The 14,177-nt window shown below is 58.8% G+C and carries 15 protein-coding genes; 8 read left to right on the top strand and 7 right to left on the bottom strand.

Features of this window, described 5'->3' with window-relative positions; translation table 11 throughout:
• The first annotated feature begins 24 nt into the window (after positions 1–24).
• Entirely contained in the window at positions 25–678 is a 654-nt protein-coding gene (gene rpiA, locus F1529_RS02030; protein WP_155131695.1) for a ribose-5-phosphate isomerase RpiA, read from the top strand.
• A 97-nt stretch (positions 679–775) separates the two neighbouring features.
• Here rpiA and F1529_RS02025 read toward each other — a convergent pair whose 3' ends face one another.
• On the bottom strand, positions 776–1,300 hold the full coding sequence (locus F1529_RS02025; RefSeq protein ID WP_155131692.1) for a hypothetical protein: 525 nt from the start codon (positions 1,298–1,300) through the stop codon (positions 776–778).
• A gap of 104 nt (positions 1,301–1,404) precedes the next feature.
• The gene (locus F1529_RS02020) at positions 1,405–2,364 is read right to left on the bottom strand and encodes an alpha/beta hydrolase (RefSeq protein ID WP_155131689.1); all 960 of its coding nucleotides are present in this window, start codon (positions 2,362–2,364) and stop codon (positions 1,405–1,407) included.
• 70 nt (positions 2,365–2,434) lie between these two features.
• On the opposite strand from F1529_RS02020, the gene F1529_RS02015 reads away from it, so the two are divergent.
• Together F1529_RS02015 and F1529_RS17565 are read left to right on the top strand one after the other, a co-directional pair.
• Positions 2,435–2,872 carry a flavin reductase family protein gene (locus tag F1529_RS02015; RefSeq protein ID WP_230457682.1) on the top strand — a complete coding sequence of 146 codons (438 nt, stop codon included), beginning with the start codon at positions 2,435–2,437 and terminating at the stop codon, positions 2,870–2,872.
• On the top strand, positions 2,854–3,078 hold the full coding sequence (locus F1529_RS17565) for a hypothetical protein (RefSeq protein WP_230457681.1): 225 nt from the start codon (positions 2,854–2,856) through the stop codon (positions 3,076–3,078). Before F1529_RS02015 ends, F1529_RS17565 begins: the two co-directional genes overlap by 19 nt.
• Here F1529_RS17565 and F1529_RS02010 read toward each other — a convergent pair whose 3' ends face one another.
• A complete protein-coding gene (locus F1529_RS02010) occupies positions 3,079–3,405 on the bottom strand; it encodes a hypothetical protein (RefSeq protein ID WP_155131686.1) in 327 nt (108 codons plus the stop codon).
• Between the two features lie 198 nt (positions 3,406–3,603).
• Between F1529_RS02010 and F1529_RS02005 the strand changes: the two genes are divergently transcribed.
• On the top strand, positions 3,604–4,032 hold the full coding sequence (locus F1529_RS02005; RefSeq protein ID WP_230457680.1) for an META domain-containing protein: 429 nt from the start codon (positions 3,604–3,606) through the stop codon (positions 4,030–4,032).
• Positions 4,033–4,164: 132 nt separating this feature from the next.
• On the opposite strand, the gene fba is transcribed toward F1529_RS02005, so the two are convergent.
• The 4 genes from fba to tkt all read right to left on the bottom strand — a co-directional run bounded on the left by fba (position 4,165) and on the right by tkt (position 9,789).
• Positions 4,165–5,229, bottom strand: coding sequence for a class II fructose-bisphosphate aldolase (gene fba / locus F1529_RS02000; RefSeq protein ID WP_155131683.1), 1,065 nt, complete (start codon positions 5,227–5,229; stop codon positions 4,165–4,167).
• A gap of 140 nt (positions 5,230–5,369) precedes the next feature.
• Entirely contained in the window at positions 5,370–6,533 is a 1,164-nt protein-coding gene (locus F1529_RS01995) for a phosphoglycerate kinase (protein WP_155131681.1), read from the bottom strand.
• 66 nt (positions 6,534–6,599) lie between these two features.
• Positions 6,600–7,634 (bottom strand): type I glyceraldehyde-3-phosphate dehydrogenase, encoded by a 1,035-nt coding sequence (locus F1529_RS01990; RefSeq protein ID WP_155131678.1) that lies wholly within the window; start codon positions 7,632–7,634, stop codon positions 6,600–6,602.
• A gap of 154 nt (positions 7,635–7,788) precedes the next feature.
• Complete coding sequence (gene tkt / locus F1529_RS01985; RefSeq protein WP_155131675.1) at positions 7,789–9,789, bottom strand: transketolase; 2,001 nt, start codon at positions 9,787–9,789, stop codon at positions 7,789–7,791.
• Between the two features lie 208 nt (positions 9,790–9,997).
• Here tkt and F1529_RS01980 point away from each other — a divergent pair, with 208 nt between their 5' ends.
• From F1529_RS01980 to ahcY, 4 genes are all read left to right on the top strand, one after another.
• Positions 9,998–11,005: a metalloregulator ArsR/SmtB family transcription factor gene (locus tag F1529_RS01980; protein WP_155131672.1), complete on the top strand. Its 1,008-nt coding sequence runs from the start codon at positions 9,998–10,000 to the stop codon at positions 11,003–11,005.
• A gap of 126 nt (positions 11,006–11,131) precedes the next feature.
• A complete protein-coding gene (gene metK / locus F1529_RS01975; protein WP_007149486.1) occupies positions 11,132–12,280 on the top strand; it encodes a methionine adenosyltransferase in 1,149 nt (382 codons plus the stop codon).
• A 67-nt stretch (positions 12,281–12,347) separates the two neighbouring features.
• Positions 12,348–12,698, top strand: coding sequence for a four helix bundle protein (locus F1529_RS01970; protein ID WP_155131669.1), 351 nt, complete (start codon positions 12,348–12,350; stop codon positions 12,696–12,698).
• Between the two features lie 51 nt (positions 12,699–12,749).
• Positions 12,750–14,138: an adenosylhomocysteinase gene (gene ahcY, locus F1529_RS01965; RefSeq protein WP_155131666.1), complete on the top strand. Its 1,389-nt coding sequence runs from the start codon at positions 12,750–12,752 to the stop codon at positions 14,136–14,138.
• Positions 14,139–14,177: the final 39 nt, after the last annotated feature.

The following is a 14,177-nucleotide window of genomic DNA, read 5'->3' as shown; positions in this document are numbered from 1 at the left end:
CCCACACTACGACAGGACAGCCTCATGGATCAGGATGCGCTGAAAAAGCAGGTGGCCGAAGCCGCACTGCGTTTTGTCCCCGAAGGGGAAATCATCGGCGTGGGCACCGGCTCCACCGCCAACTTCTTTATCGACGGACTGGCCACCCTCAAGGATCGCATCAAAGGCGCCGTAGCCAGCTCCGAGACTACTGCCGAACGCCTCAAGCAACATGGCATTGAGGTTTTCTCGCTGAATGATGTAGGCAACCTGTCGGTGTATGTGGACGGGGCAGACGAAGTGAACAGCCACCGGGAAATGATCAAGGGCGGCGGCGGCGCACTCACCCGGGAAAAAATTGTCGCCGCCGCAGCGCGGGAATTCATCTGCATTGTGGATGTCTCCAAGCAGGTGAAACGCCTCGGCGCATTCCCACTACCGGTAGAAGTCATCCCCATGGCCCGCTCTTATGTGGCCCGTAAACTCGTCGCACTGGGTGGGCAACCGGAATACCGCGAAGGCTTTGTCACGGACAACGGCAATATCATTCTCGATGTGCACAACCTGGATATCACCAACCCGATTGAACTGGAAACCACGCTCAACAATATCGTTGGCGTCGTCACCAATGGCCTGTTCGCCAAGCGGCCTGCCGACGTGGTTCTGGTAGGCGAAAATGGCACCGTGAACCAATACTGAGGCGCGACGGAAAACGCTAAAAACTGTTCATCAGTCAACGCTTACAAGAACAAAAAAAGGCCGCGAATCGCGGCCTTTTTTGATCCCGGAAAGAATATTAATCCCAGAAGTTATACCAGGATTTTTCTTTCTTCTCAGCGTCCGCCTTGGCATCCGCTTTCGCCTCCGCATTGACACCGGCGGCCCCCGCTTTCATTTCAGCGTTGGCATTGGCGCCAGCCCCTTGCGCATTATTCATGGCATCTTCATGACGCTGACGCGCGGCGTCACGGTTTTCTTCCATTTTCTTCATGTTGGCATCGTGCTTGGCACGGGCATCATCGCCCATGGCGTTTGCGTCATCCTTCATGGCATCACGCTTTGCCTTGGCGTCTTTTTTCATCTCGTCATGGCGGGCTTTGGCATCGCTCTCCATTTGATCACGCTGCGCCCGCGCATCTTTTTCTGCCTGCTTGGCATCTGCCTTGGCCGCATCTCGCTGGTCACGAACAGTCTGTTCAGCAGCATCGGCATCTGCCTGGGCATTCACGGCAGCATTGACGCCTGCATTCAGGTCTGCCACGGCAGCCTGACTCAACAAGACCGCACCGGAAGCAGCGGCCAACATCCATTTACTGTTCATCATAGACTCCTTGTAAAAACGCAAAATTCCCTAGTCAGGAACCGTGAATCCACATTGTTACAAAGCGGCAACGGGCTCAAGTAACAAAGCGTAAAAAAATGCCTTTAGGCCAGATACTCGTCAATAATCGCGAAAATTTTACGTCTGAACGCTTCATTTTCATTGGCAAGCTGGTGACGAGCCCCGGGCAGCATACGAATATCGGGGCTTTCAAATTTTTTCTTGATCATCTCCAGGTTATATTGCCAATCAACCGTTTCATCCTTGTCCCCCTGAATCACCACCGGCGACACCTTTATTCGCGACGCTTTTTCAAAACCCGGCATCCATTTCTTCAGGGCGCTCACCCAGATGGCGGAAATACGCCGCGCCTGCAACGGGTCCCTGTTTTCCAGAAAATCGAGAAAATCCGGATCGTTGGAATTGATGGTAAAAACCCGTTTCAGGGTTTTGGCAAACGGACTGACCACGGTGTGCAACCAGCGCGCGGTTCCCCACTTGAACGGTCGCACCAGTGGCGCCAGCAGAATCACCTGCTCGAAAGGGTTTTCATCACCCTCACCACGGCTGACCAGGTAATCCATCACGATGGCCCCCCCGGTGCTCTGGGCAATCACATGCCAGGGCTTGGGAAAAGAATTGGTAGCCAGTGACAGACACTGCTCCAGCACGTCGCGGTAGGTACGGAAATCGTCGATCACGGCCTGCGGGCCCGTACTCAAGCCATGGCCGGGCAGATCATAGGCGAGTACCGCATAGCCCAGTTCCAGCACATGACCGATCACATGCCGGTACAATCCCACATGGTCAAAGTAACCGTGACAGATCAGCACGGTACCACGCGGCTGATGGGGCGGCCGGGGCCGCCAGCCATGCACGGAAAGCATATGCCCCGCCGCCTCGAAATAACCGAAGCCATGCTCCAGGTCCGGCAGGCGATCGGCAAAATTGAGACCGTAGTACGCCACATAGCGCTGGCTGGATTCACTCAGCGGGTCGAAAGCCTCCCAATTCAAGGGCTGCCACTGCTGAATAATCTGATCGCGATCGAATGGGTTTGCCATAGCCGGTAACGGATCTCCACGGTTTACTCACGGCACCTACCGATAATACGGGCCTGGGAGGAATCACACCATGCATCTGACAACCGATACACTCAAGGATTTACCCCGCGGGGAGCGGGTCAATCTGATCAATAGCCTGTCCGGCTTCAAAAGCGCCAACCTGGTGGGCACACGCTCCGAGAGCGGACAGGAAAACCTGGCCATGGTCGGTTCCTGCTTTCATATCGGGGCCGACCCGGCATTGATGGGGATGATTTTGCGTCCGCATTCGGTGGATCGGCATAGCCTGGAATACCTGCAGGGCAGTGGCGTTTATACGCTCAACCAGGTCCATGCTGACATCCTCGAAGCCGCCCACCAGACCGCCGCCCGTTACCCGCGGGAGATCTCCGAGTTTACCGCTACCGGGCTAAGTCCGGCTTATCTGCCCGACTTTTCCGCCCCCTTCGTGGCACAGGCGCGGATAAAACTGGGCATGGCGGTGAGGAAGTGCAGACCCTGGCGGTGAACAACACCGTGCTGGTGATCGGTGCCATCGAACATATCCTGCTACCCGACGATGTGCTGGGCGATGATGGCCTTGTCGATATTGAACGGGCCGGGACGGTGGCCCTGTCGGGGCTGGACAGCTACCACCGTAGCCAGCGTATCGGGCGGCTCAGCTATGCCAAGCCAGACAGGCCCGCACACTGGCTGACAAGCGACGACGACTGATCAGGCAGCGGGCGCTGCCTGGGTCAATGCCAGCCAGCCCCACCAGCCGGTTAACACCAGGATCGGCAGCGCCAGCAGCAGCCCCCATAGCACCAGCCGATTGGCCCAGGGATTCAACGTCGGGTGGCGCAGCGCAAAGCACGGAGACGCCGGCACGGGTAGTAACAGAATCGCAAACCCCCATAACCAGCGCCGCTGACCGAATGCCGTCAGCATCAAACTGAGCCAGCCCATCCACAATATGCCGACCCCCACCGCGGACAACATGGCCAGCGGCAACGCCACCCACTGGTGCTCAATATAAAATTCCAGCAACGTATTCAGCATGGCCCGCCATCATTGCGATCAGAAAAGTGAAGATAAGAGAGGATTCACTGCATTGTCCTGTTCCTCCGCGACCAGTCAACGCACTCGCCCCGCCCATTGCAACAACCTTGCGCCACATCAATAAACGCCAGCCTGGCCGGGAACCATATCGCCCCGCACATACACTAAGTAACCAACAACGTCTCACAAGGACACACCATGACCCCATTTCGCCTTCCGCTGCTCCTGGGCAGCGCCGCACTGTTACTGGCTGCCTGCACAGGGCAGCCGACCAACGAGGTACGCACCATGGTTGAAGAGAGCCAGCTGCGTGGAGAAGCCTGGTCCGTCACATCGCTTAATGGCGAAGACGTCACTGACGCTACCGTCACGCTGAACTTTCATCAGCCTGGGCAAGTGGCCGGCAAGGCCGCCTGCAACAACTACATGGCCACCTACGTGCAGAACGAGGACAGCTTCACCATCACCACCGGCGGCGTCACCATGATGGCTTGCCCAGCACCACTGATGGAAATGGAGCGGCAATTTTTGGACGCCCTCAAGGGCGTCAAGCACGCCGACATTAACAAGCAGGGCCAACTGATTCTCACCGGCAGCGATGACATCAGGATTGAAGCCAACCGGTAAAAAAGGGGCCTCACGGATTCGCGCGGCATGGCACCCACCAAAGCCGCTTGATAGCAGCTCCAAAAAACAAAAGGCCGCACCCAATCGGGCGCGGCCTTTTTGTTTTGATCTACGTGTTGCCTGCTGCGTCTCTTATTTAACCCGCGGATCCAGATCACCGGACTCATAACACTGGAACATGGTTTCCAGGCTGATCGGCTTGATCTTGTCCGCATGGCCTGCTGTACCAAAGGCTTCATAACGGGCGATACAGATATCACGCATGGCGGTGATGGATTCTTTCAGGTACTTACGCGGATCAAACTCGGCCGGGTTCTGGGCCAGGAAACGACGGATCGCCCCGGTGGACGCCAGACGCAGGTCTGTATCGATGTTGACCTTGCGCACACCGTGTTTGATGCCTTCCTGGATTTCTTCCACCGGCACCCCATAGGTTTCCGGAATTTCACCACCGAATTCATTGATGATAGCCAGCCAGTCCTGCGGCACGGAAGAGGAACCGTGCATGACCAGGTGGGTATCCGGAATGCGCTGGTGAATCGCCTTGATCTGCTCGATGGCGAGGATGTCACCAGTGGGCGGGCGAGTAAACTTGTACGCGCCATGGCTGGTGCCGATGGCAATCGCCAGGGCATCTACCTTGGTTTTCTTTACGAAATCCGCCGCTTCTTCCGGGTCGGTGAGCATCTGCTCATGGGTCAGTTTGCCTTCCGCACCGATGCCATCTTCTTCACCGGCTTCACCGGTTTCCAGTGACCCCAGGCAACCCAGCTCGCCTTCCACGGACACACCACAGGCGTGGGCCATGTCCACGGTGCGACGGGTCACGTCCACGTTATAGTCGTAATCGGTGGGCGTCTTGCCGTCTTCACCCAGTGAACCGTCCATCATCACCGAAGAGAAACCCAGCTGAATAGAACGCTGGCAAACAGACGGGCTGGTGCCATGATCCTGGTGCATCACCACGGGGATATGCGGAAATTCTTCCGTGGCGGCGAGAATCAGATGGCGCAGAAACGGCGCGCCGGCGTATTTACGAGCGCCGGCAGATGCCTGCACGATGACCGGGGAATTGGTTTTGTCCGCGGCTTCCATGATGGCGCGCATCTGTTCCACGTTGTTCACGTTATAAGCCGGTACGCCGTAGCCAAACTCGGCAGCGTGATCCAGCAGCTGTCGCATGCTTACTAGTGCCATGATGTTTCCCCTTCGTTAATCCGTTCGCGGTGCGCCGCACCGCCTATACTTCGTCCATTGCAGCCTGACGCCAAAGGCCTGACGCTTGACGCCTGTGGGTTTTAGCGTCAGGCATCTGGCGTCCAGCATCAGGCGCTCTATCAATCCTTCGCCCGTGCCTCAAGCATGGCCACCGCCGGCAGTACTTTGCCTTCCACAAATTCCAGGAAGGCACCGCCGCCGGTGGAGATATAGCTGACATCATCAGTGATACCATACTTGTCCACTGCGGCCAGGGTGTCACCACCACCGGCAATGGAAAAGGCATCCGAGTCGGCAATGGCCAGGGCCATTTCCCGGGTGCCTTCACCGAACTGATCGAATTCGAATACACCCACCGGGCCATTCCAGATAATGGTCTTGGCTTCCTTCATCAGCGCCGCCACGATGTGTGCGGTCTGCGGGCCCACATCCAGAATCATGTCGTCGTCGGCCACGTCTTCCACCTTCTTGGTGACCGCCTCGGCAGACTCGGCAAATTCCTTGGCCGTCACCACATCCACCGGAATCGGAATGTGTACTTTCTCGGCAATTTTCCGTGCGGCGGGAATCAGGTCTTCTTCATAGAGAGACTTGCCCACCGGATGACCGGCCGCCGCCAGGAAAGTGTTGGCGATACCACCACCGACCACCAGCTGGTCAACCACATCCGACAACGATTCCAGCACTTCCAGCTTGGTGGACACCTTGGAACCACCAACGATGGCCACCAACGGTTTCGCCGGTGCGTCCAGGGCCTTGCCCAAAGCGTCAAGCTCATTGGCCAGCAGCGGGCCGGCACAGGCCACCGGTGCGAACTTGCCCACCCCATGGGTAGACGCCTGCGCACGGTGAGCGGTACCGAAGGCATCCATCACATAGATATCACACAGCGCGGCCATTTTTTGTGACAGCGCTTCGTCGTCTTTCTTTTCGCCTTTATTGAAGCGAACGTTCTCACACAACACCACCTGACCGTCGGCCACCTCGACCCCGTCCAGCCAGTCCTTGACCAGCGGCACATCACGGCCCAGCAAACCACCCAGATGATCAGCCACAGGCTGCAGGGAAAACTCGTCGGCGTATTCACCTTCGGTGGGGCGGCCCAGATGCGACATCAACATCACCCTGGCGCCCGCCTTGAGCGCATGCTCGATGGTCGGCAGGGAGGCACGGATACGCGCATCACTGGTAACCTTGCCGTCTTTCACCGGCACGTTCAGGTCTTCACGGATCAGAACGCGTTTGCCTGCCAGATCCAGGTCGGTCATGCGTTTGAAGTTCATCGTTCACTTACCTCATTAAATTCTGCCAGACGCAACACGCCTGACGCCGAACGCTAAAGCAACACGTCAGGCGCCCAGCCTTGAGCTCCCAGCCTTGTTCAAAGCCAATTCACTTACCCAGTCCAGCAAACGGTTGGCATAGCCCCATTCGTTGTCGTACCAGGCCACCACCTGCACCATGTCGCCCTGCACCCGGGTCTGGGTCACATCGACGATGGCGGATTCCGGGCGGTGATTGAAATCCACGCTGACCAGCGGGGCATCATTGTAGCCAATCAGGCCCGCAGACGCCGTTGCCTGTTGCTGCAGCCACTGGTTGAGACTGTCCTCATCCGGTGTCTGTTCCAGTCGCAACGTCAGCTCCACCATGGCCACGTTCAGGGTCGGCACACGGATGGAGTCGCCGTTGATTCGCCCGGCAAGGGCTGGCAGCACCTGCTGCACCGCACCGATGGCGCTACTGGTGGTCGGCACAATATTCTGTGCCCCGGCCCGGCCCCGGCGCGGATCCCGGTGGACATGGTCCAGCAGGGTCTGGTCCGAGGTGTAGGCATGGATTTCTTTCATCAACACCTGCTGGATGCCGTACTGCTGATCCAGCCGCTGCAACAGAGGTGCGATACAGTGCGTGGTGCAGGACGCCGCTGACAGCACCTGGCTGTCGTCACGCACATCCTCGTGATTAACGCCGTACACCACGATCTGGTCAGCCAGATCAAAGGGCACCGCACCGATAATCACTTTTCCGGCACCGGCCTGCAGATGGCGCGATGCCCCGGCATGGCTGCGGAAATGGCCGGAACATTCCAGCACCAGATCCACACCCAGCTCGCCCCAGGGCAACAATTCCGGCCTGGGCTGCTCCAGCAGCATGGGCGCCTGCTTGCCGATACGCAGCATGCCTTCGATCAGCTCTGCCGGCTCCGCCAACCGCCCGTGGGTGGTGTCGTAGCGAGTCAGGTAGAGCAGGTCTTCCGGGCGCCCCTTGTCGTTGATCGCCGCCAGCGTAAACGGCGCCTGCCAGCCGGCGCCTTCGCGCTCGGCCAGGGCACGCACAAAAGAGCGCCCGATACGACCGTAGCCATTAATAGCGATGCGCATCAGGCTGCGCCTCGCTGGACGCCGGACGCCAGACGCCAGACGCTAAAAGCCTTAACCTCGCATTCCGTGACCACCGTATCGGAAACGGCAAGGCCATGGCACGCGGGCACGGCCCATTGCGTCAAGCGTCCGGCATCAGGCGTCCGGCGTTTCATTACAGCAACGACTCCACCGCATCCTGCACCGCTTCAGCAGTAATATTGAAGTGCTTGAACAGGTCACCGGCCGGGGCGGACGCGCCAAAGCTGGTCATGCCCACCACCTTGCCGTCCAGGCCCACGAAGCGGTACCAGTAGTCCGCAATCGCCGCTTCCACGGCCACCCGGGCGCGCACGTCGCTGGGCAGCACGCTGTCCTGGTAGGCCTTGTCCTGGGCCAGGAATTCTTCCACGCAGGGCATGGACACCACGCGGATGTTTTTCCCGCTGAGCGCCTGGGCAGCTTTCACTGCCAGCTCCACCTCGGAACCGGTGGCAATGATGATGGCGTCCGGGGTGCCTTCACCGGTCTGCAACAGGGTGTAGCCCCCCTTCTCCACGTCGGCCAGCTGGTCGTTGCCGCGCTCCATGCAGGGCAGGCCCTGGCGGGAGAAGATCAGCGACGACGGGCCATCCTGGCGTTGTACCGCCTTTTTCCAGGACACCGCCGACTCCACCGTGTCGCAGGGGCGCCAGGTACGCATGTTCGGGGTCAGACGCAGGTTGGCCAGCTGCTCGATGGGCTGGTGGGTCGGGCCGTCTTCGCCCAGACCAATGGAATCGTGGGTGTAGACCAGAATGTTCGGCTGATGCATCAGCGCCGCCATGCGTACCGCATTACGGGCGTATTCCATGAACACCAGGAAGGTGCCACCGTAAGGGCGCAGACCACCATGCAGGCACAGGCCGTTCTGGATGGCAGTCATACCGAATTCGCGCACGCCGTAGTGAATATAGTTGCCACTGGCATCGTCGGCAGTGACCGACTTGCAGCCTTTCCAGATGGTGTTGTTGGACCCGGCCAGGTCAGCGGAGCCGCCGGCCAGTTCCGGCAGCAACGGACCGAAAGCGTCCAGGGTATTCTGACTCGCCTTGCGGGTAGCGACCTTGTCGCCTTTTTCCTGACACTCACGGATATAGGCATCCGCCTTGTCGGCAAAGTCTGCCGGCAATTCACCCGCCTGCCGACGCAGAAACTCCGCCGCCAGCTCCGGGTACGCGGCCTGATAAGCCTCGAAACGCTGCTGCCATTCGCTCTGCGCCTTGGCACCCGCTTCCTTGGCATCCCAGGCATCCTTGATGTCCGCCGGGATTTCAAACGGGCCATGTTCCCAACCCAACTCTTTACGGGTCAGGGCAATTTCATCTTCCCCCAGAGCGGCGCCATGGGAATCTTCCTTGCCCTGCTTGTTGGGGCTGCCGAAACCGATAATGGTCTTGCAGCAAATCAAGGTGGGCTGATCCGTATTGGCGCGGGCATTTTCCACCGCCACGGTAATTTCTTCCGGGTTGTGGCCATCCACATTGGGGATCACCTGCCAGCCGTAGGCGCGGAAACGCTCCACGGTATCGTCGGTGAACCAGCCTTCCACTTCACCGTCGATGGAAATGCCGTTGTCGTCATAAAACGCCACCAGCTTGCCCAGACCCAAGGTGCCAGCCAGGGAAGCCACCTCGTGGGAGATACCTTCCATCATGCAGCCATCACCCAGGAAACAATAGGTGTTGTGGTTCACCACGGTGTGCCCTTCGCGGTTGAACTGCCCCGCCAGCATTTTCTCGGCCAGCGCCATGCCCACGGCATTGGCCAGGCCCTGACCCAATGGGCCGGTGGTGGTTTCAATGCCCGGCGCATCGCCGTATTCCGGGTGTCCGGCGGTGGCACTGCCCAACTGGCGGAAGTTCTTGATGTCATCCAGGCTGACACCGTAACCGGTCAGATGCAGCAGGCTGTACAGCAGCATGGAGCCGTGGCCGTTGGAGAGCACAAAACGGTCACGGTCGGCCCAGGTCGGGTCAGCCGGGTTGTGCTGCATAAAACCGCGCCACAGCACTTCGGCGATATCCGCCATGCCCATGGGTGCACCGGGGTGCCCGGAATTGGCTTTCTGTACCGCATCCATGCTCAGGGCACGGATGGCATTGGCGAGGTCACGGCTGGCGGGGGCGCTGGGCATGCAGGGCTCCAAAACTGACTGGTGGCTGAAAAGGGGCGCTATTGTCCCTCAAGGGGGTAATAGCTACAAGCGCAAGCACCCACCGGCAGCCTGCCTCCGCCTGTTTGCGTGCCGCATGGCACCTGTTTCAGGCAGCGAGTTAAGGTAACACCAAAACCTATATCAATTTATTTTGATTTAGTTTTGGATTGCGCTAGACTCCCCCTCTATGAATGCACTGGCTCCCTCTCTACCGGATGTGACCGATCATCTGGCGGGCTTTCTCAAGGCCGCCGGGGACCCGTTACGCCTGCAGGTATTGCAGGTGCTGGGCCAGAACAGCTTCGGGGTGCTGGAGCTGTGCGAGATCATGGCCATGAAGCAATCCGGCATGAGCCACCACCTCAAGGTGCTGGCAAAAGGCGGACTGGTGGAAAAGCGCCGTGAGGGCAACTCCATTTTCTACCGTCGTCGCCTGCCCCAGGTGGATGACGCAGAGGGTGCCGTTCACAGCGCCTTGCTCGACGAGCTGGATGATGGGTCCCTCAATGAGGAAGTCGCGGCGCGACTGGAACAGGTGCAACAGCAGCGTGCCGAGCAAAGCCGCGCCTTTTTTGCCCGGCACGCCGAACAGCATGATGCCCAGCAGGAGCTGATCGCCGAGTACGGGCAATATGCCGAGCAGGCCTGCGAGCTGCTGCTGCGCGCCAGCCCGGAAGGAAAGCAGGTGCTGGAAATTGGCCCCGGTGACGGGCTTTTCCTGCTGGAGCTCGCCGGGCATTTTGAACAGGTTATCGGCCTGGACAATGCCGAGGCCATGCTCAAACGGGCGCGCAAGGCCGTCGCCAAACGGTCAAATGTGGAACTGATACTGGGAGACTGGCCGGAAGCCGCCAGCAACCTGCCCACGGTCGACGCCGTGGTATTGAACATGGTGCTGCACCACTTGCCCGCACCGGCCAGCGCCATCCGCGCCGCAGCAGAACAACTGCAGGCCGGCGGCACACTGCTGATCACCGACCTGTGTCGGCATGACCAGCACTGGGCCCACGAGACCTGCGGGGATTTCTGGCTCGGCTTTGATGAAACCGACCTGGTGGACTGGGCCGGCCGTGCCGGTCTTGAGTTGCAGGAAAGCCAGTTTCTGGCACTGCGCAATGGGTTTCAGGTCCAGGTAAGAACATTTGAAAAACGCGACACGCTTACACGCAGCACGCAGCACGCTGTTCGCGAATAAGTATGTGGCAAAAACGAAAACAACTTGCGCCGCGATCCTGCGCCGCATGGAGATTAACCCGGTTTTCGCGTGATGCGTGTCAGCGTGTTACGTGCAAGCAATTAACTTTAAGGGAGCACTCCAGCAATGAGTGAATATTCCATCTTTACCTCCGAATCCGTGTCCGAAGGCCATCCGGATAAAATGGCTGACCAGATCTCGGACGCCATTCTGGATGCCATCATCAAGGATGACCCCCACGCCCGCGTGGCGGTGGAAACTTTGGTAAAAACCGGCATGGCCGTGGTCGCCGGTGAAGTGCGCACCAACACCTACGTGGAGCTGGAAGACATCGTTCGCCAGGTGATCCTGGATATCGGCTACGACAGCTCCGAGAAAGGCTTCGATGGCGCCAGCTGTGCCGTCCTTAACGGCATCGGCAAACAGTCCGCCGATATCGCCATCGGTGTGGACGAAGCCGAAGAGAAAGAAATGGGCGCCGGCGACCAGGGCCTGATGTTCGGCTTCGCCACTGACGAAACCGATACCCTGATGCCCGCCCCGGTGTACTACTCCCACCGTCTGGTGGAGCGTCAGGCCGAGCTGCGCAAGAACGGCACCCTGCCCTGGCTGCGCCCGGATGCGAAAAGCCAGGTCACCCTGCGTTACGACAACGGCAAGCCCGTGGCCGTGGATGCGGTGGTGCTGTCTACCCAGCATTCCCCGGACATCAAGCTGGCCGACCTGCGCGAAGCAGTGATGGAAGAAATCATCAAACCCGTGCTACCGGAAGAATGGCTGCACAAGGACACCCTGTACCACGTGAACCCCACCGGGATTTTCGTGATCGGTGGCCCCATGGGTGACTGTGGCCTGACCGGCCGCAAAATCATCGTGGACACCTACGGCGGCATGGCACGCCACGGTGGCGGCGCCTTCTCCGGCAAGGATCCGTCCAAGGTCGACCGTAGCGCGGCCTACGCCGGGCGTTACGTGGCCAAGAACATTGTCGCCGCCGGGCTGGCCAGCAAGTGCGAGATCCAGGTGAGCTACGCCATCGGCGTGGCCGAGCCCACCTCCATCTCGGTGAACACTTTCGGCACCGGCAAGATCAGCGACAACGCCATCGTCGATCTGGTCCGTGAACATTTCGATCTGCGCCCGCGCGGCATTATCGAAATGCTCGACCTGCGCAAGCCGATCTATCGTCCTACCGCCAGCTACGGCCACTTCGGCCGCGAAGGCTTCAGCTGGGAAAAAACCGACAAGGCCGCCGACCTGGCCAAGGTACTTTAAAAGAAACGCTTGCACGCAACACGCTTCACGCAAGCACGCCAGACACCGCACGGCTCAGGGAGGAGCCATGCATAGACGCTACAAGGATCTACGGGTGTGGCAATCCGCGATACAACGGGTTATTGCCACACATCAGCTCACACGAACCTTCCCTGCGGAAGAAAAGTTCGTACTGACTCAACAAATGCAGCGCTCTGCATTGAGCATTCCTTCCAATATTGCAGAAGGATACGGAAGAGGAAGTGACGCAGCTTTACGCCGCTTCCTGCTCATTGCAAGAGGCTCATTGTTTGAACTGGAAACACAGGCTCTGATCGCCGCCCAACTTGGCTATCTGAAGGTGGAATCACTTCAGGAAGCGATAGACAAAGTGTTCGCCCAACTGGCCGCACTGATTCGGCGCATCGGCGAACAGTAATTTTTTCAGCGTGATGCGTGCAAGCGTGTTGCGTGCAAGCGGAGACTCACCATGAACGCAAAAACCGATACCTTTACCGACTATAAAGTCGCCGATATTTCCCTGGCAGATTATGGCCGCTCGGAAATTCACATTGCCGAAACCGAAATGCCGGCACTGGTTACCATTCGTGAAAAATACCGTGCCGAGCAGCCGCTGAAAGGCGCCAAAATCATCGGCTGTATTCACATGACCATTCAGACCGCCGTGCTGATCGAAACCCTGGTCGCATTGGGTGCCGAAGTACGCTGGTCCAGCTGCAACATCTTCTCCACCCAGGACCACGCCGCTGCCGCTATCGCAGCCGCTGGGGTGCCGGTTTTTGCCTGGAAAGGTGAAACGGAAGAAGAGTACATGTGGTGCATCGAGCAGACCTGCCGTGACGGCAACGGCGAGCTGTGGGAAGCCAACATGATTCTGGATGATGGCGGCGACCTGACCGGCTACATCCATGAAACTTACCCGGCCATGCTCGACAATATTCACGGCATTACCGAAGAAACTACCACGGGTGTACACCGTCTCTACGAAATGCTGAACAAAGGCACCTTGAAAGTGCCGGCGGTAAACGTGAACGATTCCGTCACCAAGAGCAAAAACGACAACAAATATGGCTGCCGTCATTCCCTGAACGATGCCATCAAGCGCGGCACCGACCACCTGCTGTCCGGCAAGAAAGCACTGGTTGTCGGTTACGGCGATGTGGGCAAGGGTTCCGCCCAGTCCCTGCGCCAGGAAGGCATGATCGTTAAGGTTACCGAAGCAGATCCGATCTGCGCCATGCAGGCCTGCATGGACGGCTTTGAAGTCGTCAGCCAGTACAAGGACGGCATCAACGATGGCAGCGAAGCCTCCATCAACACCGAGCTGCTGGGCAACACCGATCTGCTGGTGACCACCACCGGTAACTTCAATGTCTGCGATGCCAACATGCTCAAGGCCATCAAGAAAGGCGCCGTGGTCTGCAACATCGGTCACTTCGACAACGAAGTGGACACCGCCTTCATGCGCAAGACCTGGGAATGGGAAGAGGTGAAGCCACAGGTACACAAGGTATGGCGTGACAAGGCCGCCGGCGACTTCCTGCTGCTGCTCTCCGAAGGGCGCCTGGTCAACCTGGGCAACGCCACCGGGCACCCCAGTCGCATCATGGACGGCTCCTTCGCCAACCAGGTCCTCGCGCAGATGTACCTGTTCGATCAGGGCTACGCCAACCACTCTGACGCAGTGAAAGAAAAAATGCTCAAGGTGGAAGTGCTGCCCAAACAGCTGGACGAAGAAGTGGCCCGTTACATGGTGGAAGGTTTCGGTGGCGTGATCACCAAACTCACCAAAGAACAGGCCAACTACATCGGCGTCGGCGTGGAAGGCCCCTTCAAGCCGGAACATTACAAGTATTAACGCAGGCACGCGACACGCATCACGCAACAGGCGTGGTGC

The sequence above is a fragment of the Alcanivorax sp. VBW004 genome (genome assembly GCF_009718865.1).
In the GTDB taxonomy this organism is placed as follows: Bacteria; Pseudomonadota; Gammaproteobacteria; order Pseudomonadales; family Alcanivoracaceae; genus Alcanivorax.
Note: the sequence above shows the minus strand (reverse complement) of the source record. Positions and strands in the feature narration are given on the sequence as shown.